19 protein-coding genes and 1 pseudogene are annotated in these 19,034 nt (G+C 68.2%); 18 read left to right on the top strand and 2 right to left on the bottom strand.

Annotation, left to right across the window (positions count from 1 at the left end; genetic code table 11):
* Positions 1-142 precede the first annotated feature (142 nt).
* From SBI20_RS12950 to SBI20_RS12875, 16 genes are all read left to right on the top strand, one after another.
* On the top strand, positions 143-1,444 hold the full coding sequence (locus SBI20_RS12950) for a sigma-54 interaction domain-containing protein (RefSeq protein WP_317975410.1): 1,302 nt from the start codon (positions 143-145) through the stop codon (positions 1,442-1,444).
* A complete protein-coding gene (fliE, locus tag SBI20_RS12945; protein ID WP_317975409.1) occupies positions 1,441-1,806 on the top strand; it encodes a flagellar hook-basal body complex protein FliE in 366 nt (121 codons plus the stop codon). Before SBI20_RS12950 ends, fliE begins: the two co-directional genes overlap by 4 nt.
* 3 nt (positions 1,807-1,809) lie before the next feature.
* Positions 1,810-3,624 (top strand): flagellar basal-body MS-ring/collar protein FliF, encoded by a 1,815-nt coding sequence (gene fliF, locus SBI20_RS12940; protein ID WP_317975408.1) that lies wholly within the window; start codon positions 1,810-1,812, stop codon positions 3,622-3,624.
* On the top strand, positions 3,625-4,641 hold the full coding sequence (gene fliG / locus SBI20_RS12935) for a flagellar motor switch protein FliG (RefSeq protein WP_317975407.1): 1,017 nt from the start codon (positions 3,625-3,627) through the stop codon (positions 4,639-4,641). It begins immediately after the preceding gene.
* The gene (locus tag SBI20_RS12930) at positions 4,634-5,293 is read left to right on the top strand and encodes a FliH/SctL family protein (protein WP_317975406.1); all 660 of its coding nucleotides are present in this window, start codon (positions 4,634-4,636) and stop codon (positions 5,291-5,293) included. Before fliG ends, SBI20_RS12930 begins: the two co-directional genes overlap by 8 nt.
* Positions 5,293-6,627 carry a FliI/YscN family ATPase gene (locus tag SBI20_RS12925; RefSeq protein WP_411911526.1) on the top strand — a complete coding sequence of 445 codons (1,335 nt, stop codon included), beginning with the start codon at positions 5,293-5,295 and terminating at the stop codon, positions 6,625-6,627. The genes SBI20_RS12930 and SBI20_RS12925 overlap by 1 nt, the downstream gene beginning before the upstream one ends.
* A gap of 8 nt (positions 6,628-6,635) precedes the next feature.
* Positions 6,636-7,169 carry a hypothetical protein gene (locus SBI20_RS12920; protein ID WP_317975405.1) on the top strand — a complete coding sequence of 178 codons (534 nt, stop codon included), beginning with the start codon at positions 6,636-6,638 and terminating at the stop codon, positions 7,167-7,169.
* A 164-nt stretch (positions 7,170-7,333) separates the two neighbouring features.
* On the top strand, positions 7,334-8,974 hold the full coding sequence (locus SBI20_RS12915; protein WP_317975404.1) for a hypothetical protein: 1,641 nt from the start codon (positions 7,334-7,336) through the stop codon (positions 8,972-8,974).
* Between the two features lie 60 nt (positions 8,975-9,034).
* Positions 9,035-9,640 (top strand): flagellar basal body-associated FliL family protein, encoded by a 606-nt coding sequence (locus SBI20_RS12910; protein ID WP_317975403.1) that lies wholly within the window; start codon positions 9,035-9,037, stop codon positions 9,638-9,640.
* Between the two features lie 59 nt (positions 9,641-9,699).
* Positions 9,700-10,605: a FliM/FliN family flagellar motor switch protein gene (locus SBI20_RS12905; protein WP_317975402.1), complete on the top strand. Its 906-nt coding sequence runs from the start codon at positions 9,700-9,702 to the stop codon at positions 10,603-10,605.
* Between the two features lie 30 nt (positions 10,606-10,635).
* Positions 10,636-10,965, top strand: coding sequence for a flagellar motor switch protein FliN (gene fliN, locus SBI20_RS12900; protein ID WP_317975401.1), 330 nt, complete (start codon positions 10,636-10,638; stop codon positions 10,963-10,965).
* Positions 10,965-11,237 carry a flagellar biosynthetic protein FliO gene (locus SBI20_RS12895; protein WP_317975400.1) on the top strand — a complete coding sequence of 91 codons (273 nt, stop codon included), beginning with the start codon at positions 10,965-10,967 and terminating at the stop codon, positions 11,235-11,237. The genes fliN and SBI20_RS12895 overlap by 1 nt, the downstream gene beginning before the upstream one ends.
* Positions 11,234-12,052: a flagellar type III secretion system pore protein FliP gene (fliP, locus tag SBI20_RS12890; protein WP_317975399.1), complete on the top strand. Its 819-nt coding sequence runs from the start codon at positions 11,234-11,236 to the stop codon at positions 12,050-12,052. The genes SBI20_RS12895 and fliP overlap by 4 nt, the downstream gene beginning before the upstream one ends.
* A gap of 1 nt (position 12,053) precedes the next feature.
* Positions 12,054-12,326 (top strand): flagellar biosynthesis protein FliQ, encoded by a 273-nt coding sequence (gene fliQ, locus SBI20_RS12885; protein ID WP_317975398.1) that lies wholly within the window; start codon positions 12,054-12,056, stop codon positions 12,324-12,326.
* Positions 12,327-12,340: 14 nt separating this feature from the next.
* Entirely contained in the window at positions 12,341-13,138 is a 798-nt protein-coding gene (gene fliR, locus SBI20_RS12880) for a flagellar biosynthetic protein FliR (RefSeq protein WP_317975397.1), read from the top strand.
* 4 nt (positions 13,139-13,142) lie between these two features.
* Positions 13,143-14,459: an EscU/YscU/HrcU family type III secretion system export apparatus switch protein gene (locus SBI20_RS12875; RefSeq protein WP_317975396.1), complete on the top strand. Its 1,317-nt coding sequence runs from the start codon at positions 13,143-13,145 to the stop codon at positions 14,457-14,459.
* Here the strand turns inward: SBI20_RS12875 and SBI20_RS12870 are convergent.
* Positions 14,349-15,203: pseudogene (locus SBI20_RS12870) on the bottom strand (IS110 family transposase); the annotation flags it as partial. The gene SBI20_RS12875 and the pseudogene SBI20_RS12870 sit on opposite strands and share 111 nt — an antisense overlap.
* Before the next feature lie 489 nt (positions 15,204-15,692).
* Between SBI20_RS12870 and fliD the strand changes: the two are divergent.
* Both fliD and SBI20_RS12860 read left to right on the top strand, forming a co-directional pair.
* Positions 15,693-17,162, top strand: coding sequence for a flagellar filament capping protein FliD (gene fliD / locus SBI20_RS12865; RefSeq protein WP_317975395.1), 1,470 nt, complete (start codon positions 15,693-15,695; stop codon positions 17,160-17,162).
* A 1-nt stretch (position 17,163) separates the two neighbouring features.
* Positions 17,164-17,535: a flagellar export chaperone FliS gene (locus SBI20_RS12860; protein WP_317975394.1), complete on the top strand. Its 372-nt coding sequence runs from the start codon at positions 17,164-17,166 to the stop codon at positions 17,533-17,535.
* 163 nt (positions 17,536-17,698) lie between these two features.
* Here the strand turns inward: SBI20_RS12860 and SBI20_RS12855 are convergent, their stop codons facing one another.
* On the bottom strand, positions 17,699-18,748 hold the full coding sequence (locus SBI20_RS12855; RefSeq protein ID WP_317975393.1) for a chemotaxis protein CheB: 1,050 nt from the start codon (positions 18,746-18,748) through the stop codon (positions 17,699-17,701).
* Positions 18,749-19,034 lie beyond the last annotated feature (286 nt).

The raw sequence follows: 19,034 nt of genomic DNA, 5'->3' as shown, positions 1-19,034 counted from the left end.
TTAGGACCGCCGCTGATCTTAAAGTTTTACAGCATTTGACGGTTTCGCGCGAAAACTGCCCCTCGTGGACATGGTTAAAACAGGGGTCTTTGTCATGAATCGCGAATGCGATGACGCCAGTGGGGGTTCAGCATCCGCCAATATGCCGAGCAGCGATGCATCGGGCACCGGTACGCCGGGGACCGATGGGGCCGCCGGGGAACATGGCGCGCTGATCCGGCGCGCCCGCGCCATTCTTGATGGCACGCTCGCCTCGGTCGATCTGGCCGTGCTGATCGACAGCACACAGGCAGGCAGCGCGCAGGCAAGCCGGCAGGCAGCCCCCGTCGTCGCGCTCGAACGCGCCTCGCAGCCCGGCCTCGCGCGGCTGGCCGGAAAGCGCCGCTTCGCCTTGCGCTACAACGATCCGCTGGCCCAGAGCACGCTGTGCGCGCTGATCGCCTGCGCCACCCCGGCGGGCAGCCCGATTGCCGCCGATCCCGAGAGCCTGTCCGTTCTCGCCCTGGCCGAGCGTCTGGCCGCCAGCGACATCCCCGTGCTGATCAACGGCCCGACCGGCACCGGCAAGGAAGTGCTCAGCCGCTTCATCCATGCCGCCAGCCCCCGCAAGGACGGGCCGTTCATCGCCATCAACTGCGCGGCCATGCCCGAGACCATGCTCGAAGCCCTGCTGTTCGGCCACCAGAAGGGCGCGTTTACCGGCGCGAGCGCGGCGGGCGAAGGCTTCTTCCGCGCGGCGGACGGCGGCACCCTGCTGCTCGACGAGATCGCCGAAATGCCCCTGCCGCTTCAGGCCAAGCTGCTGCGCGCGCTTCAGGAAGGCGAAGTCGTGCCACTGGGCGCCACCCAGCCGGTCAAGGTCGACGTGCGGGTGATCGCCTGCGCCAACCGCGACCTTCCCGCCGAAGTGGAGGAAGGCCGCTTCCGCGCCGATCTCTACTACCGGCTCAATGTCTTCCCGCTCACGCTTCACGCGCTGGCCGACCGCCCCGACGACATCGGCCCGCTCGCCTTCGCGCTGATGCTGCGCCACACCGCGCCCGACCGCCCCACCCCGTGGATCTGCGACGAAGCGCTGGCCATGCTCGCCCGCCACACCTGGCCGGGCAATGTGCGCGAACTGGAAAACGTCGTGCGCCGCGCGCTGCTGCTGGCCGGGAACGCCGCCGAAGTGGGCCCCGAACACATCGTGTTCGACCGCCCGGCCCGCAGCGCCGCGACCGAAGCCGCACTGGCCGATGCCAGCCAGACCCGCGCGGCCAATGGCAAGCTTTCGAACATCGTCCAGCTCTCCGAAGCGCGCGCGATCCTCGCCACGCTCGAAGCCTGTGGCGGCAGCCGCGTGGCCGCCGCGCGCGAACTGGGCATTTCCGAGCGCACCTTGCGCTATCGGCTCGCCAGCTTCCGTGAAGCGGGCATTGCGGTGGCAGGAGGGCGGCGATGAGCGGGATCAGTTCCATCGGCGCGGGCGGCGGCATCCAGCAGATCATGGCCATGCGCCAGCAGATCATCGAGCGTTCGCAACTGCTCCAGCAGATCCGCACGCCCGACACCGGCACATCTTCGGCGCAAGGCAGCGCGCCGGCGGGCGGCTTTACCGATGCGCTCAAGTCCGCGCTCGACACCGTCAACGCCAGCCAGACCAAGGCCGAGGGCCTCGCCCAGTCCTATGAAAAGGGCGAGACCGTCGATGTGGCCAAGGTCATGCTCGCGCGGCAGGAAGCCGGGGTCGCCTTCGAGGCCACGCTTCAGGTCCGCAACAAGCTGCTGACGGCCTACCAGGACATCATGCGGATGGGGGTCTGATAAATGGCCGATCTCGTTCACGCAGGGACAGGCGCCGGGCCGCCGGCGACCATCCCGCCCGCCGCCATGGCGCGGCCCTCGCTGCTCACCCCGCTGACCGATCCGGCAGGCGGTTCGCTGCCCGCGCGGATGAGCAGCTTCCTGCGTCAGCCGCCGCTGCGCCGGGTCCTGCCGTGGTTTGGCGGGATCACCGCCGCCGGGATGACCGGGCTGCTGTGGCTGGCGATGGCGCCCGCGCCCCAGCGCATGCTCTATTCCGACCTTTCGGATGCCGAACGCGCGCAAGTGGCGACCGCCCTCGAAAAGGCCTCGATCCCCTACAGAATCGACAACACCACCGGCGCTGTCACCGTGGGCGAGAACGATCTCTATCGCGCGCGCATGGTCGCCGCTTCGGACGGGGCCATCGCCGCGCCCGAGAGCGGCGCGCAAATGATCGACAAGCTGCCGATGGGCGCCAGCCGCACCATCGAGGGCCAGCGCCTTCAGGCCGCGCGCGAGCGCGAACTCGAACTCACGATCATGGAGATCGACGGGGTCGAGGCCGTGCGCGTCCATCTGGCCCAGCCCGAAAAATCGGTCTTCGTGCGCGACACGGCGGCCCCTTCGGCCTCGGTCATGGTGCGTCTGGCCAAGGGACGGCAGCTGGCGGCCAGTCAGGTCGCGGCGGTGGTCAACCTCGTGGCCGGATCGGTGCCGGGGCTTTCCATCGACGCGGTCAAGGTGATCGACCAGCACGGGCGCCTGCTCTCGTCGGACAAGCCGGGCGATGCTGACCGGCTCGAATTGCAGGGCCGGATGGAAGACAAGCTGCGCGAGCAGGTGTCCCAGTTGCTCACCCCGATGCTGGGCGAAGGAAACTTTTCCAGCGAGGTCCAGGTCGATCTCGACATGGACCAGGTGACCTCCGCGCGCGAAAGCTACGACAAGCAGGGCGCGGTGCGGACAGAGACGCAATCGGCCTCGCAAAGCAGCGGCAATGGCGCGCAGGGCGTGCCCGGTGTCCTGTCGAACACCCCGCCCGCCCCCACGACCGCCGCCGTCGGCGCGCCGCAGGGCACGCCTTCCCCCACCCCATCGGGAACCCCGCCCCCCACCAATGGCGAAAGCGCCTCGTCCAAGACCTATGAGCTGGGCCGCGAAGTGGCCGTCACCAACAACAATCCGGGCAAGATCCGGCGGTTGACGGTCGCCGTCGCGCTCTCGGCCGACGTGCTGGCCAAGGCCAAGCCGCAGGAGATCGACCAGATCAAGCAACTGGTCAGCGCCGCCGTCGGTGCCGATCCGGCGCGCGGCGATCAGGTGGCCGTGGCCGTGCGCCCGTTTTCCCCCGCCGATGTTTCCCCGCCCAAGTTCTATGAAACGCCCTGGTTCGCCATGGCCGTGCGCAATGGCGTGGCGCTGCTGGCGGTTCTGCTCACGCTGCTGCTGGGCGTGCGCCCGCTGATCCGCGCGCTGCGCCGCGATGGCGCGGCTCCGGCGGGCAAGAAGGTCAAAAAGGGCAAGAAGGGCAAGGCCGCCGCCGCCGATGATGAGGACGACGAGGACGAAAACGGGGACGAGGAAACCGCGCAAGAGGGCGCGGACAGCGCCGAGGGCGAAATCCCCCGTCCCACCCGCTCCATCGGCCCGAGCCCGACGACCGGCGTGATCAAGCCGATGCTCGCCCCGGCACAGGACGAAAGCGGCGCGATCGACACCGAACTGCTCAGCCGTCAGGTCGGCCTGGCCCAGCGCCTCGTGCAGGAAAAGCCCGACAGCGCGGTGGCCGTGCTGCGCCAGATGCTCAAGGAACCCGTCGCCGAGGAGAGCTCGTAAATGCCCGAGGAAGCCGACGACACCTTTACCGAGCCCGAACTCGCCGCCGTCATGGTCATGCTGCTCGAAGACCAGCAGGCCGCCGACCTGCTGGCCCAGCTCGAACCGGGCGAATTGCGCCTGCTGGGCGAAAAGATGTGCGCGCTGGGCGAAATCGGGCCGGTGGCCATCGCCCACTCGATTGCCGGGTTCGTCGAGCGGACCGAGCGGCTGGGCCTGCCCGCCCATGATCGCGTGGGGCAGGTGCGCGAGTTGATGACCCGCGCGGTCGGCGAAGTGAAGGCCGACAGCCTGATGCAGCGCATCGCGCCCGAGGCCGCGCAGGATACCTCCGCGCTCGAACTCGCGCGCTGGCTTACCCCGCAAGTGCTGATCCCGCTGATCAAGGCCGAGCATCCGCAGGCGATTGCCGTCCTGCTCGTCCAGATCGACGCGGACGTGGCCGCCGCCGTGCTCCATGGCCTGCCCGAAGAGATCCAGACGCAAGTCGTCCACCGCATCGCCACGCTGGGCAAAGTCTCGGGCGAGGCGCTGGCCATGCTCGAAGACGTGCTCACCCGCCGCATCGTCGCCGTCCACAGCCGCGCCGCGCTCACCATGGGCGGCCCGCGCGAAGCCGCCGAGATCATCAATGCCGCGGCCAAGGCGGTCGAAAAGCGGGTCATGCCCGAGATCACCAAGATGGACAAACAGCTCGCCAAGGACATCGAGAACGAGATGTTCAAGTTCGAGCACCTGTTCGTGCTCGAAGGACAGGCGATGGGTGCCGTCCTGCGCGAAGTGGACAGCGACACGCTGATCGCCGCGCTCAAGGGCATCGAGGAACCGCAGCGCGAAGTGTTCTTCCGCGCCATGTCGAGCCGCGCCGCCGACGGCGTGCGCGACGAAATCGCCGCGCGCGGACGCCTCAAGCGCGCCGAAGTGGTCGAGGCGCAAAAGGCCATGATCACCGCCGCCCGGCGCCTGGCCGCCGAAGGGGTGATCGTGTTCGGTTCGGGCGACGACGACTATGTCTGACATGCAGCCCCTGTCCGGCTTTGGGCCGATGGGCGAGGCACTGCCCGCGATGCGCCCGTGGGGCAGCCTTCCGGCCGCTTCACACGGGTTCCTGCGCGATCCGCGCTTTGCCCGCGCCCTGCCCCCGCCCCCGCAGGCCAGCTTTACCCCGATGCCCGAGCCCGACCTCGAAGACCCGCTCGAACAGGCCCGCGCGCAAGGCTATGCGCAAGGGGCCGCCGAGGCCCGGCGCGAGGCCGAAGCCCTTGCCGCCGCGCAGGATGCCGCGCGCCACCGCCTCGAAGCGGCGTTTCGCGCCATCGACGCCCACGAACTCGACACCCTCGAAACCCGCCTGCGCGAAACCGTGGAGGCCTTGTGCGCCAGCGTTCTGGCCGATGCCGCGCTCGATCCGGCGGGGCTGGCCGCGCGCGTGCGCCGCGCCGCGCAGATGCTGGCGCGCGCCGACGACCAGCGGGTGATCCGCCTTCACCCCGAAGATTTCGCCCTGCTCGGCCATCATCTTCCCGCAGGCTGGCCCGAGGACTGGCACTATGAACCCGATCCCGCGCTCGAACGCGGCACCGTGCGCGTCGATGGGGCCATGGGCGGGGTGGAAGACGGCCCCGCGCAGTGGCGCAAGGCCCTCGACGAGGCCTTGCAGCAAGTGTGATGGCCAGTTCCCCGCTTCATCCCGCCCTTCCGATGCTGGCGCGGCTGGCCAATGCCCATCCCGATCTGGCCCCGCGCCGGTTCGGACGGCTGAGCGCCTGCGATGGCGGGTTGCTCGAAGTGTCCGGGCTTCAGGTGCCCATCGGCACGCAATGCCGGATCGCCCACCGGCGCGGCGATCTGGCCGCCGAAGTGATCGGATTCCGCAACGGGCGCAGCCTGATGATGTTGCTGGGCGATCCGGTCCTGCTGCGTCCGGGGGCCAAAGTCTGCCCGGAAGGGCGGCCCGGCATGGTCCCGGTGGGCGAGGCGTTCCTGGGCCGCGCCGTCGATGGCGAGGGCAAGCCGATCGACGGCGGCCCGCCGCTGGCGCACACCGCGCAATGGCCCGCTGGCGGCGTGCGCACCGGCGCGCTCGACCGCAGCCCGGTGCGCCTTCCGTTCGAGACCGGCGTGCGCGCGCTCGATGCGCTGACCACATTCGGCGTGGGCCAGCGCATCGGCATCATGGCCGGGTCGGGCGTGGGCAAATCGGTCCTGCTCGACATGGTGGCCCACGGCGCACAGGCCGAAATCGTGATCGTCGGCCTGATCGGTGAACGCGCACGCGAAGTGTCCGATTTCGTCGAACGACACATGACCGGCGCGCGCCGCGCGCACAGCGCGGTGATCGCGGTTCCCGCCGACCATGCGCCCAACTTGCGCATTCGCGGGGCGATGATGGCCACCGCGCTGGCCGAATATTTCCGCGCACAAGGCCGGCGCGTGCTGCTGATCATGGACAGCCTGACCCGCGTGGCCCACGCCGGGCGCGAAATCGCGCTGCTGCTGGGCGAACCGGGCGCCGCGCGCGGCTATCCGCCGTCCGCCCTCGCCACGATCACCAAGCTGGTCGAGCGGGCGGGCAATTCGGCGGCCAGTAGCGGCTCGGTCACCGGGCTCTACACCGTGCTGGCCGATGGCGACAACCAGGACGACCCGGTGGTCGACACCGCGCGCTCGATCCTCGACGGGCATATCGTGCTCTCGCGCGAGCTGGCCCAGCGCGGCCACTATCCGGCCATCGACATTCCCGCCTCCTTGAGCCGCGTGATGAACGACATCACCAGCCCCGAGCATCAGGCCCTCGCCCGCCAGTTCCGCGCGCTGATCGCGGCTTATGAAAGCAACCGCGACCTCGTGCTGATGGGCGCCTATCGGCAAGGTGCCGATCCCCAGCTCGACCGCGCCATCGCCATGCACGATGGCCTGTCCGCGTTCCTGATGCAGGAAGCGCGCAGCCTCGTGCCGATGGCCGACGCGATCGGGCAGCTCGCCACCCTGCTCGGCGGCTGAACAGGGCCATGGCGGCCTCCCCACAGCATAAGCGACTGGCGCGGCTCACCCGCCTCGAACGGCTGCGCGCCATTGCCCACCGTCAGGCCATGGTCGCCGCCGGACAGGCCGAAGGCACCTTGGCCCAGTTGCAAAATCTGGCCGCGCGCACCGACGATCTGGCCCGGACTTATGCCGCGCGCACCGATGCCGACGATGGCGCCGCGCTCGCCCATCAGGGGGCCTTTCGCGCCGGGCTGGAGCGCATCGCGCGCAGCACCGCAGGCGAGATCGACACCGCCCGCCGCATCGCCGATACCCGCGCCGCCGAAGCCGCCGCCGCCCAGCGCCGCCGCGACGCGGTGAGCGAACGCGTGGCCACGCAGGCCCGCGCCATCGCCCGCGCCCATGCCGCCGCCGACACCCCGCTGGGCGCCCGCCGCCCCCGCGAGGAGAACGAACACCCCCGCGAGGAAGAGCGCGAAGATAAGCCCCCGCTGGCCGAGGAAACCCCGGACTCGCCGATTTATGGCCCCCTCCACCGCGATTGGCACGGCTCTTGAATTAACCGTGTTCGTACCGCCCAGGAGACCGACCCGCGATGGTTTCGATTGCCCCCTCCCCGTCCCTGCCGACTGTGGCCCCATCACTGGCAAAGTCACTGGCAAATCCTGCCCAGCCGACCGCCCCCGGCACCGTCGCGACCGAAGCAACAGGGCTGATCGCCATGGCAGTGTCCCCGGCGCAAACCGGCGGATTTGCGGCCTTTCTGGGCAAGGCAGACCCGGCCCGCAGCGGGCAGGCCAGCGGGCAGGATAGCGGGCAAGCCAGCAGCCGGGCAACCGCCGCAAGCACCTCGATGCCCACCCCCGGCGCCGTTCCCTCGCCCAGCGCGGCGCCCACGCCCGGCCTGCCGACCGCGCTGGGCCTGGGCCCTGAAGGCGGCAATCCCTTGCCGGATGGCGGCAAGGCCGCCGGTGCCGCTTCCGCCACTCCGATTCCGCCGGCTCCGGCCTCCTCGATCGAGGCCCCTGCAATCGAAGGGGCCGCAATCGAGGGATCCGGGACGCAGCCATCGCCTCTCCCCGCAACGCGCGCCCTCCCCACAACACGCACCTTCGTTGCCGCGACACCCGAAACGCCCGCCCCCTCACCCGAAGCCCCCATGGCTGGCGATGCCGTCTCTGGGCCGGAGCCCATCCGGGTTCTGCTCGACCGCATCGCGTCCGTCGTCGCGGCGCGCACCAGGACCGGGGCCGGCCATCAGGCGAACGAAGACAGCGATGGGGAGCAGGCCCTGCCCGATACCGGCGCGTCCGATGCCCCCGCGCAGGATGGCCTGCCTGCCACGCTTTCGCCGGTTGCGCCCGCCACGGTCCCGGTGGCGCCGACTGTCGTGGCACTTGCCTCCCCCCGGCCCGATAGCCGCACGCGGCAGGAAACGGGTTCTCAGGCGGGCAAGGCTGCCCCTGTTGCCGCACAGGCAAGCTCCCCGGCACGCGCCGCTGGCCCCGATACCGGCAGGCCCATCCCCAGCCCCCAGCAGAACAGCGCGCCGATTGTCCTGACGCCTGTTGCCGCGCCCCTGCCTTCTGCCCCTGAAACCCCTGCGCCTGACCTCGAAGCAGGAAGCACAGCCAACCGCTCCGCGCTTTCGGTGCAGCATACGCTGGCCATGCGGCAGGCGGAAACCGTCGCCGGTCCGGCCACCTCCCAAACCACGTCGCGGCACCCTGCGGACCCAGCCCCCTCGAACGAACGCAGCGAGGGGAATGCGTCCCTCCCTCTGGCCAGCGCCCAGCCCGCCGTATCGATGGCCCAGCCGCAAGGGCTGGCTGTCACGCCTGCGCCGATCCTGCAAGGCGCGCCCGTGGCCCTCGACGGCCCGGCGCAGGCCGTGCCCGGCGCGCAAGTGGCCGCCCTCGTCGATGCAGTCGCCCGCGCCCGCGAGGGCGCCACGCCCGGCGCTGTCGCGGCCACGCTCGCCCACGGGACATTCGGGCGGGTCTCGCTCGAATTTCGCCAGAACGACGATGGCCTGAGCGTGACCATGGCCAGCAGCGATCCGGGCTTTGCCCCCGCCGTTCTGGCCGCCACCCGCACCGATGCGGGCGCCGGCACCAATACGGGCGCCAATACCAATACGGGCTCTGGCAACCAGAACGCACAAAACCCGGCGTTCGGCGGGCAATCGGCCTCTGGCCAATCCGGCCAGGCCCCAATGGGCCAGAACGCATCCAATCCGGGAGGCCATCCGGGCGGATCGGCCCAGAGTGCGCGCAGCACCATGGCAAGCGGGGCCGCAACCGACACACCGGGGGCCGACCGTGATCGCGAAACGCCCGGCGAGCGCGGCCTTTACGCCTGATCACCCCACGGCAGGCCCGCCCGACACCCCGCCCCCATCCCCAGATAGCAAGGACCGAGCATGAGCGAGAAGAAAGACAAGGACAAGGACGGCGCGCCCAAGAAGAAGAAGGGCGGCCCCGTCGTGCTGATCGGGGTGGCCGTGGGCACGCTCGCGATCGGCGGGGGCGCGGTCTATGGCCTGTTTGCCGCCGGCATCCTGGGCGGGCCGCAAGTCGTCATCCACGAGGACAACAAGCCCAAGCTGATCCGCAAGGGCGAGGAAGACCCCTATGCCCCCCCGGCCAAGGAAGGCGAAGGGGAAGGCGGTGGCGGCGGCAAGGAAGTCGATGGCGAGGGCGGCAGCGAATACCGCACCGTCTACTATTCGTTCGCCGAGGATTTCACCTCGAACCTGCGCGATTCCGACCGTCTCGTGCAGATGTCGGTCGCGGTGTCCACAAGGCGTGACTATCGCGTGATCCTGTGGATCCAGAAGCATGAACTGGCGATCCGCTCGGCCATGCTGGCGGTTCTGGCCGACACGCCCGATACCGACGTGGAGACGATCCAGGGCAAGCAGCGCCTGCAACAGCGCCTGACCGCCGCGATCAACAAGGTGCTGACCGATACCGAAGGCTTCGGCGGGGTCGATGCGGTCTATTTCAAGCAGTTCATCGTGCAGTGAACGCGCCTTTGGCCCCGCTTGCGGGCCATGCGCATCCTTTCGGGAAAGAAAGATAGGCGATGAAGCCTGAACGCGAATTCGTGGCCGAGCGGGTGGTGGCACGCCACTGCACCCAGCTCCTGCCGCCCGGCCCGGCCCAGTCGGAGCTGGTGTCCGCGCTCACGCGCACGTCGGAGCGGCTCACCCGCGAACTGGCCGGCGCGCTGGCCACCCTGCTGGGTGGCGAGGAACCCAACGTCGAATGCAACCGCCCGGAACGTACCGTCTATTCCGACTATGCCACCATGCAGGTCATGGGGCACCGCAATCTGGGCGCCTATACGCTCTATGGCGCGGGCCCTGCCAACAATCGCATTCTGGGGATGATCGCGGGCGAGGCCGTGCTGCGGCTGGTCGACCGCACGTTTGGCGGCACCGGGGTCGCCCCCGCGCAGCTCCCGCGCGAACTGCCGCTTTCGGGCGAACTGATGGTCCAGAAGATCGAGGCCATGCTGGCCGCCCGCCTCGGCGCGGCGCTGGGGGCCGATGGCACCGGGGCGATCCGCCCGCTGCGCCGCGAGGGCCATATCGACCACCTCGCCCCGTTCGCCAACGACGAACCCATCGTCGCGCTCGAATTCTCGGTCAACGAGCCCGGCCGCGCGCCCTGGTCGATCGAGATGGCCTTTCCCTACGACACGCTGGCCGCCTTCTTTGGCAACGGCGACCGCCCGCCTGCCGGAATCGACCATCCGCCCGCCAGCCCGATGGCCCAGCCTTTTGCGCAAGTGCCGCTGATGGTCAGCGCCGTGCTGGTCGACATCCGCCTGCCGCTCGCGGCGATTTCCGCGCTCGAAGTCGGGCAGATCCTGCCCGTGCCGGTGGCGCGCGCGGTGCCCGTGCGGGTGGGCGGACAGACCATTGCCCACGGCACCGTGGGCGCGCTGGACGACCGCCTGGCCGTCCAGCTCACCCACGCATTCTGATTTTTTCTCTTCTTTCAGGGGATTGCAACGATGTCCTTTCAACCGCGCGGTTTCGACTTCCTCAAGGATGTCGACGTGCGCCTCACCGTCGAACTGGGCCGGACCGAGATGACGCTCAAGGACGTGCTGGCCTTGAACGAGGAAAGCGTGGTCATGCTCGACCGGCTGACCGACGAGCTGCTCGACGTGATGGTCAACGGCAAGCTGATCGCGCGCGGCGAAGTGGTCGCCCAGGGCGACCGGTTCGGCCTGCGCATCGTCGAACTGGCCGGCAGCGAGACGCCAGCCTCGCCAGCCTCCCCGGCAGCGGCATGGCCGGGCGCCAAGGCTGCGCCCAAGGGCAGCGGAGAGGACGCCTGATGCTCTGGTATCTGGTCAAGCTGGCGCTGGTCCTGCCGCTGATTGCGGGGCTGGCCTATGGCTCGCTGCGGCTGGTGCGGCGCTTCGAGGGCCGCTTTGGCACGCCTGCGGGCGAGCGCACGGTCAAGGTGATCGAGACGCAGATGCTCTCGCCCACCCAGCGTCTGGCGGTGATCGCCTTCCATGATCGCGAAATTCTGGTCGCCAGTTCGCGCAGCGGGCTGGTCCGTCTGGCCGAAGCCCCCGCGCGCCAGCAGGAGCCGAAGGCATGAAGCGCGCGCTTTCGCTGGCCGCATGGACTGCCGCGCTCATCGTGCTGGTCGCGCCGCTCTCCGCGCTGGCCCAGAGCGCCGCGACCACCGCGCCTTCCGGCACTCCGGCCAGCGCACCGGGGGTGACGGCCATCCCCGGCGCGCTCGACCGCGCGTTTTCGCAGATCGCCGGGGCGCAGTCGCAAGGGAGCCTGTCGCTCTCGCTGCAACTGCTGCTGATCATGGGCCTGCTCACGATCCTGCCCTCGCTGATCCTGATGATGACGAGTTTCACGCGCATTCTCGTCGTGCTCTCGATCCTGCGCACGGCGCTGGGCCTTCAGCAATCGCCGCCCAACCAGATCCTGATCGGGCTGTCGCTGTTCCTCTCGCTGTTCGTCATGGCCCCCACGCTCGACCGGGTGAACGCCAACGCCATCCAGCCTTATGCTGCCGGGACACTGGGCGCCGAACAGGCCATTGGCGCGGCGGGGATGGAATTCCACGCCTTCATGGTCCGCCAGACGCGCGAGCGCGACCTTGCGATGTTTTCGACGATGGCCAGGGCCCCGCGCTTTGCCGGGCCGCAGGCGATCCCGTTTTCGATCCTGCTGCCCGCCTTCGTCACCAGCGAGCTGAAAACCGCGTTCCAGATCGGGTTCATGCTGTTCCTGCCGTTTCTGGTGATCGACCTGGTGGTCTCCTCGGTGCTGATGAGCCTGGGGATGATGATGATGTCGCCAACGGTCGTCTCGATGCCCTTCAAGCTGCTGCTCTTCGTGCTGGTCGATGGCTGGGCGCTGATGATGGGCAGCCTTGCGGCGAGTTTTTCGTGAGATGGACGATACCGCAACCTTGCTGGCGCTGGCCGACCGCATGCTGTGGATCACCGCGCTCGTCGCCGCGCCCGTCCTCCTCGCCAGCCTCGCGGTGGGGCTGGTGGTCGGGATCATTCAGGCGGCCACCTCGGTCAACGAACAGACTCTCACGTTCGTGCCCAAGCTGGCGGTGACGGCCCTCGTGCTGGTGCTGCTGGGCGGGGCCATGCTCGGGCTGGTCGAGGACTTCATGAAAGACCTGTTCGACCAGATCGCCACGCTGGGCAACTGACGGAAGCGCGCGCCATGATCCAGATGAACTTCGGCTTCGGCCCGCTGGAGGCCGAATTCTGGCGGATGGTCTTCCTGATGACCCGCTGCGGGGCGGCGCTGTTTGCCGCACCCCTGTTCGGCAGCGCGCAAGTGCCCGCGCAAGTGCGGGTCGTGCTGGCAGGGGCCCTTGCGGTGATGCTCTGCGCGTGGACCGCGATCCCTGCGCCGCCCGCGCTGTTTTCGCTGCCCGGCCTGCTCGATACCTGTGGCGAGATCGTGATCGGGCTGGCGCTGGGCTTTGCCCTGCAATTTGCCTTTGCCGCGCCGGTGATCGCCGCCGAGATGATCGGGGCGAGCATGGGCCTGTCCATCGCGACCGCCGCCGATCCGCTCTCGGGCGCGCATTCGCCCGCACTCGGGCAATATTTCACCGTCGTGCTGACCGTGATCTTCCTCGCGCTGGGCGCGCACCTGCAATGGTTTGCCCTGCTGGTCGACAGCTATCGCGCGTTCCCGCCCGGCGGGGGCTGGTTCACGCCCGACCGCATGGGGATCATGGCCGCCTTTGGCGCGCAGATGTTCGTCTCGGCGCTGGTGCTGGCGCTGCCGGTGGTCCTGCTGCTGCTGCTGGTGCAGGTCATGTTCGGGGTACTCGCGCGCTCGGCGCCCAGCCTCAACATCTTTGCGCTGGGCCTGCCGCTGGGGATGCTGGCCGGGTTGGCCGGGCTGGTCGCCTCCGCGCCGCTGGTGGCCGATGCCATGGGCGACGTGGTGGCGCTGGCGCTGGGACAGGCACAGGCCATGCTGGCCCCGCTGCCGGCAAAGGGCTGACGCCATGGCGGGCGAGGACAGCGGCGAAAAGACATTCGCGCCAACCGAAAAGCGCAAGCGCGATGCCGCGCAAAACGGCGACGTGCTGCGCTCGCGCGAGCTGGGAACGGCGGTGGGCGTGTTCACCGCCATCGGCTGGCTCTGGCTGGCAGGGCCGCTGGTTCTGGCCGAACTGGGCACGATCGCACGGGCAGGCTTTTCGTGGGACCGCGACACCATCGACCATTTCGACCCGGCCCAGCGCGTGGGCGCGGCGCTGATGGGCGTGCTGCCTCCGGTGCTGCTGCTGGGCGTGGCGCTGATGGGGGTGGCGCTGGCTTCGCAACTGGGGTTTTCGAGCGGGCGATGGAACGCGGGCAACCTGATGCCCAAGGGCTCGCGGCTCGATCCGGCACGCGGGCTAGCGCGGATGTTCGGCGCGCAAGGGCTGATCGAACTGGGCAAGGGGCTGGCCAAAGTCGCCCTGCTGGGCACGCTCGGCTATTTCTGGATGCGCGGGCGGGTCGGGCAGGTCGTCGGGCTGGGCGGCGGGCAGATCACGCAAGGGGCGCTGGCCGGACAGCTCGCCTATGCCTGGGGGGCGATGCTCTCGCTGCTGGTGGTGCTGGCCACGGGGCTGGTGCTGATCGCGCTGATCGATTTTCCGATCCAGTGGATCCGCCGCTTCCTGCGCCTGCGCATGAGCCTTCAGGACATTCGCGACGAAACCAAGGAAAGCGAAGGCTCGCCCGAGCGCAAGGCCGCGATCCGCGGGCGCCAGCGCCAGATCGCCATGGCCGGGGTCAACAAGGCCATGCGCGAAGCGCAGTTCGTGATCACCAACCCCACCCATTTCGCCGTGGCGATGACCTATGACCCGGCCATCGCGCCCGCGCCCGTCGTGCTGGCCAAGGGGCGCGGCGAAAAGGCGCTGGCCATGCGCGAACTGGCCGCCGAACTCGACCTGCCCACGCTCGAATATCCCGCGCTCGCCCGCTCGGTCTATTATACCACGCGCGAGCGGCAGATGATCCGCGAGGAACTCTACGCCCCGATTGCCGCGGTTCTGGCCTTCGTCCTCTCGCTCAAGCGCGGCGAAACGCCCGGCGCGCCGATGGTCGATGTGCCGGTCGAGTATCCGTCTTGGTCAAGGGCGAACAGGTTGCCAATCGCGTCCTTCACGCAACAACGTGTTTGCCAGAACGATGATGCGCCGCATGACGGCGGTGATAGCCACCTTCTTTGCTTTCCCTGCATTTACGAACTGCTGATATTTGTCACGGAAATCATGATTGAAGCGAATGGCAACCAACGCAGGCATGTAAATTGCCCGTCGAAGTGATGCCCTACCACCAATAATCCGCTCTTTGCCTTGCCACTTGCCTGACTGTTGCGTCATAGGCGCAAGCCCAGCCAGAGCGGCGATCTTTTTGCTGTCGAGATGTCCAAGCTCTGGCATGTCGATCACCAACGTGGTCGCGGTCAATCTGCCGATCCCGGGAATGGTCATGAGGCGTCTGATGCGCTCATCAAGGGTGCCACGCTGCTGAGCGATCTGCGCAATCACTTGATCCAGGGCTTTGATGTCCGTGTCGATGTCATCGATCCGGCGGCAAAGTTGGTCCTTCACAAGCGGGTTGCTCGCTGTGGCGAGACGCGTCTTTGCGGTGATCTGATCTTTGACCATGGCCCGCCTAGCTGTCAGCAACTCTCTGAGATCATGAATATCTTCGCCTTCAATGCCTTGTGGGGCCAGATCAAGGACCACGCCCATTCGTGCCAACATCCTGGCATCAACGCTGTCGGTCTTGGCCAGACGGCCGATAGCCTGAGCAAAGCGCCGCGCTTGCTTCGGATTGACCTTGATGAAAGGCTGCCCCGCCAAGCTGAGGTATCGTTCAAGCCCACGATGATATGCGCCGGTCGCCTCGAAAACGACCAACACCCCCTTATTCTTACCCAGCCATGTGCATAGCTGGGCGAAACCCTCAACCGTGTTGGGCAGGCTGAGTGCTGCGTCTTGGGAATGCCAAAACGCATCCAGGCGGTCTTTCGACACGTCGATCCCGATGGTATCCTTGGCCATCTCTTCTTTCTACCTTTGCTTGTCGTTCGGGCCCGGAGCCCACGTATCCGTTCAGGTCGTAAGAAAAGACGGAGGCTCGCCAAACTCGACCGCGGTCCTGCAAGACCAAGCTCCGCACGGCGCCGCCTCCGCCACAACCCGGCACCGCAGCTGCGGTGCCGGGTTGTGGCTCCCTTTTGCCTCAGGAGCCGGGAATTCTCATAAGACAAGCTCCGCTTCGATGCCGAGGGGCGGCCCGAAACATCGCTTTCCGGCAAAAAACAGGCCTGAAAAGATCGGGCCAACCCCTTAGAGCCCGACCCAAAAGTCGGGCGGCGGAGGTTTGGCGAGGGATTTTGGGTCACCACAAGAAGGCTGAGAGCCCAGCGATGCTGGAGGCATCGTGGCGAACAGCCGACGCCGTGGTGGCACAAAAGACCCGCCAAACCGACCCGAAGGACTTTTGGGTCGGGCTCTTAAAAAGCGATAATCCCGGTCGTCCTCGACCACATGGCTACCTCCCCCACCAGCTCGACCACTGCGGCCATCTCGGCCACGTCCTCGTCGTCAGCCACGGCCCAGTTGCTGGCATCGCTGGGCAGCAGCACGATCAACACCTCGGGCCTGGCCGAGCAGCTTTCGGCGGCGCAGTTCGCGTCGCGGATCGACGCGGTCACGGCCAAGCAGGACAAGATCACCACCCAGATCTCGGCGGCCTCGACGCTCAAGTCGATGATGAGCACGCTGGCCAGTTCGCTGGGCACGCGCGTGCGCGAGGGCGATCTTGCGGTGACCCCGGTGATCACCAATGCCTCGGTCGCCACGGTCAGCAAGGGCACCCTTTCGGGCAGTGGCACCTCGACGCTCGAAGTCACCGCGCTGGCCAAGGGCCAGACCCTGACCGGACCGACCCTGGCCGCCTCGACCAGCGCGGTCGGCGCGGGCACGTTCACCTTGCGCTTTGGCACGGTGAGCGGCACCAGCTTTTCGGCCGATACCAGCCGCGCGCAAGTCGACATCGCCGTCACCAGCAGCGACACGCTGGGCACGCTCGCGCAGAAGATCAACGCTTCGGGCGCGGGCGTGAGCGCCTATGTCGCCACGGGCGCGAACGGCGCGCAACTCGTGCTGCGCGGCGCCGATGGCGCGGCCAACGGTTTCCAGATCGAAACCACGCCCGATGCCGGCTACACCACGCTGGCCGCCTTCAACTGGAGCGCGGCCACGGGTGCGGCCAGCCAGCTCAAGTCGACCGCCACGGACGCGGCCTATGTCCTCGATGGCGTCGCGCGCACCTCGACCTCGAACACGATCACCGATGCCGCGCCCGGCCTCACCCTCAAGCTGACCGGGACGAATGCGGGATCGCCCACGACGATCTCCTATTCGGACCCTGCCAGCGCGGTGCAGACGGCGATGAACGACCTTGTCGAGGCGCTCAACCAGATCGTCACCCAGCTCAACAGCGACACCGACCGCCATACCGGCTCGCTCACCAACAATGCCGGCGCGCGCGCGCTGCGCCAGATGCTCAGCTCGCTGTCGAGCCGGGTGGTCATGCCCAATGCCACGCCCGGCCAGCCTTCCACGCTGGGCGACCTGGGCCTCAAGATCAACCGCAACGGCACTTTCGCGCTCGACAGCGCGGTCCTGAACAAAACCATGACCGCAAGCCCGGATGGCACCGCCGCGATGTTCACCAACGGGCTCTACGGCGTCTATGCGACGTTCGATTCCATGGCGCGGTCGGTCTCCTCGGTCAGCGATCCGGGCTCGCTGGGCGGGGTGATCACCGCGCTCGGCACGCGGCAGACCAGCCTGACCGAGCAGTTGAGCGACCTCCAGACCAAGCAGGAAACCCTGCGCACGCAACTGGTCAGCCGTTATGCCCAGCTGGCCTCGCGGGTCTCGTCCTCGCAGTCCACGCTCTCGTTCCTCCAGGCGCAGATCACCGCCTGGAACGGCAAGTCGGGGAACTGACATGCGGCCCTTGCGCGATCCGGGCGAGGCCTATCGCCGCGTCGATTTCGAGGCACGGGTCAAGGGCGCCAACCCGCGCCAGCTGGTCGACTTGTGCCTCGAACAGGTGGCCGGCTCGCTCGGCCGGGCGATCTATGCCCACAAGAGCGGCGACAATGCCGCCAAGAGCGCCGCGCTCACCCGCGCGGTCTCGGCGCTCACCGCGCTCCAGATGGGGGTCGACAGCACCAGCCCGGCGGGCGAGGCGCTGATCCAGCTCTACCAGTCGGCGCGGCGCGCGGTGCTCGACAGCGCGCTCCAGTTCAACCCCAAGGGGATCGAGACGATCCGCACCGACTTTCTCGAAATCCGCCAGGCGATGATGGCCAGCTGACCCCTTCTGGCTGTGTCCTTGCGGAAAAGGCCCGGCGCGCCACGGCGCCGGGCCTTTCTTTTTGGACAGACATGGTTTGCCCGCCTCCCCGGACATGAAAAACGCCCCGGATCGGGTCCGGGGCGTTCGCCCAAAAGCGCTTCACCAAAGAACGCAGGTCCCCTCAACTCTGGTTGCACAGGCCAATCACGCGCTCGCCCAGATCGTCGAGCGGGACTTGCGCGACGCTGGGATCGAGGGCGATGGCTGCGGCCGGGGCCTCGCTGACGAGCGCGCTCCTCGGGTCCTGCACCAGCGTGTCCATGCCGCTGTCGTGGAGGAGCTTGAGGCCCTTGGCACCATCGTTGCCCATGCCCGTCAGCAGCGCGCCGACCGCCGGAATGCCCGCGCGGGCGATCGAGCCGTAGAGCAGGTTGGCCGAAGGCCGCGCGCCTTCGACCGGCTCGCGTTCCATCAGGCGGATCTTGGGCGGCTGGCCGGGCTCGACGACGACATGGCGCTCGGGATCGGCGGCGATGTGGATCGTGCCCTGCGCCAGTGGGGCGCCATCGCGCGCAATCTTGACCGAGCACTTGAGGTCGGCGTCGAGGCGCTTGATGAAGGTTTCGGCCAGCATCGGTTCGGTCTGGAGGCAGATCACCGTGGGCGGGCATTCATCGGGCCAGTCGGCGAGAATCGTGGTGAGTGCATCGATCCCGCCCATCGAGGCGCTGAACGCCACGAAGCGTCCGTTCCAGGCAAAGCGGGGCGCTTCGGCGGCAGCAGCGGCAGCGGCCTCGCGCTTGGCCTGAAGCTTGTGGCGGTCACGCACGTTGCTATTGGCAGCGGCCAGCACGATCTTGCCGAGCTTGCCCACGGTCTTGGCGAACTGTTCGGGCGTGGCCTTGAGCGGCTTGGGGAAGCATTCGACCGCGCCCAGCTCGAAAGCCTTGAGCGAGGTTTCGGTGCCCGCCTGCGTAAGGCTGGAAAGCATGACCACGGGCAGCGGGCTGCTTTCCATGATCTCCTCAAGGAAATCGATCCCGCTCATGCCGGGCATTTCGACATCGAGGGTGATCACGTTGGGCTTGAGATCCGCGATCTGCTCGCGCGCATCGGCCGCACTGGCGGCCGCGCCGACGACGCGGACATTCTTGGTCTGGTCGAGGATGTCCGAGAACAGCGCGCGCATGGCCGCTGAATCGTCCACCACAAGAACACGTGCTTCATGCATGGATCGCAAAACCTTCGTCTGGGCTTCCACCGCGCAGGCGGCGCCATGGGTCATCTGGTGTTGACCATGGTCTTACCCGTGCAGGCGCGTGCAAATTCCATCCCCGTGCCTAGGTATCTCACCCTAAGAGGGCGGAAAGCGCCCCTTTTCGGATTGCCCGCTAAGCCTAGCCCGAACGCCCGGCCCCCATGCCGTCGCGCAAGGACGGACAGGCCCGCGCCAAGGCGCTTTTCCCCCGTTTGCACGCCCCATGGGACCGGCTCCGATCACGACCGCGACGACCCGA

The sequence above is a fragment of the Novosphingobium sp. IK01 genome (assembly GCF_033242265.1).
GTDB classification, from domain to species: Bacteria; Pseudomonadota; Alphaproteobacteria; order Sphingomonadales; family Sphingomonadaceae; genus Novosphingobium; species Novosphingobium pituita.
Note: the sequence above shows the minus strand (reverse complement) of the source record. Positions and strands in the feature narration are given on the sequence as shown.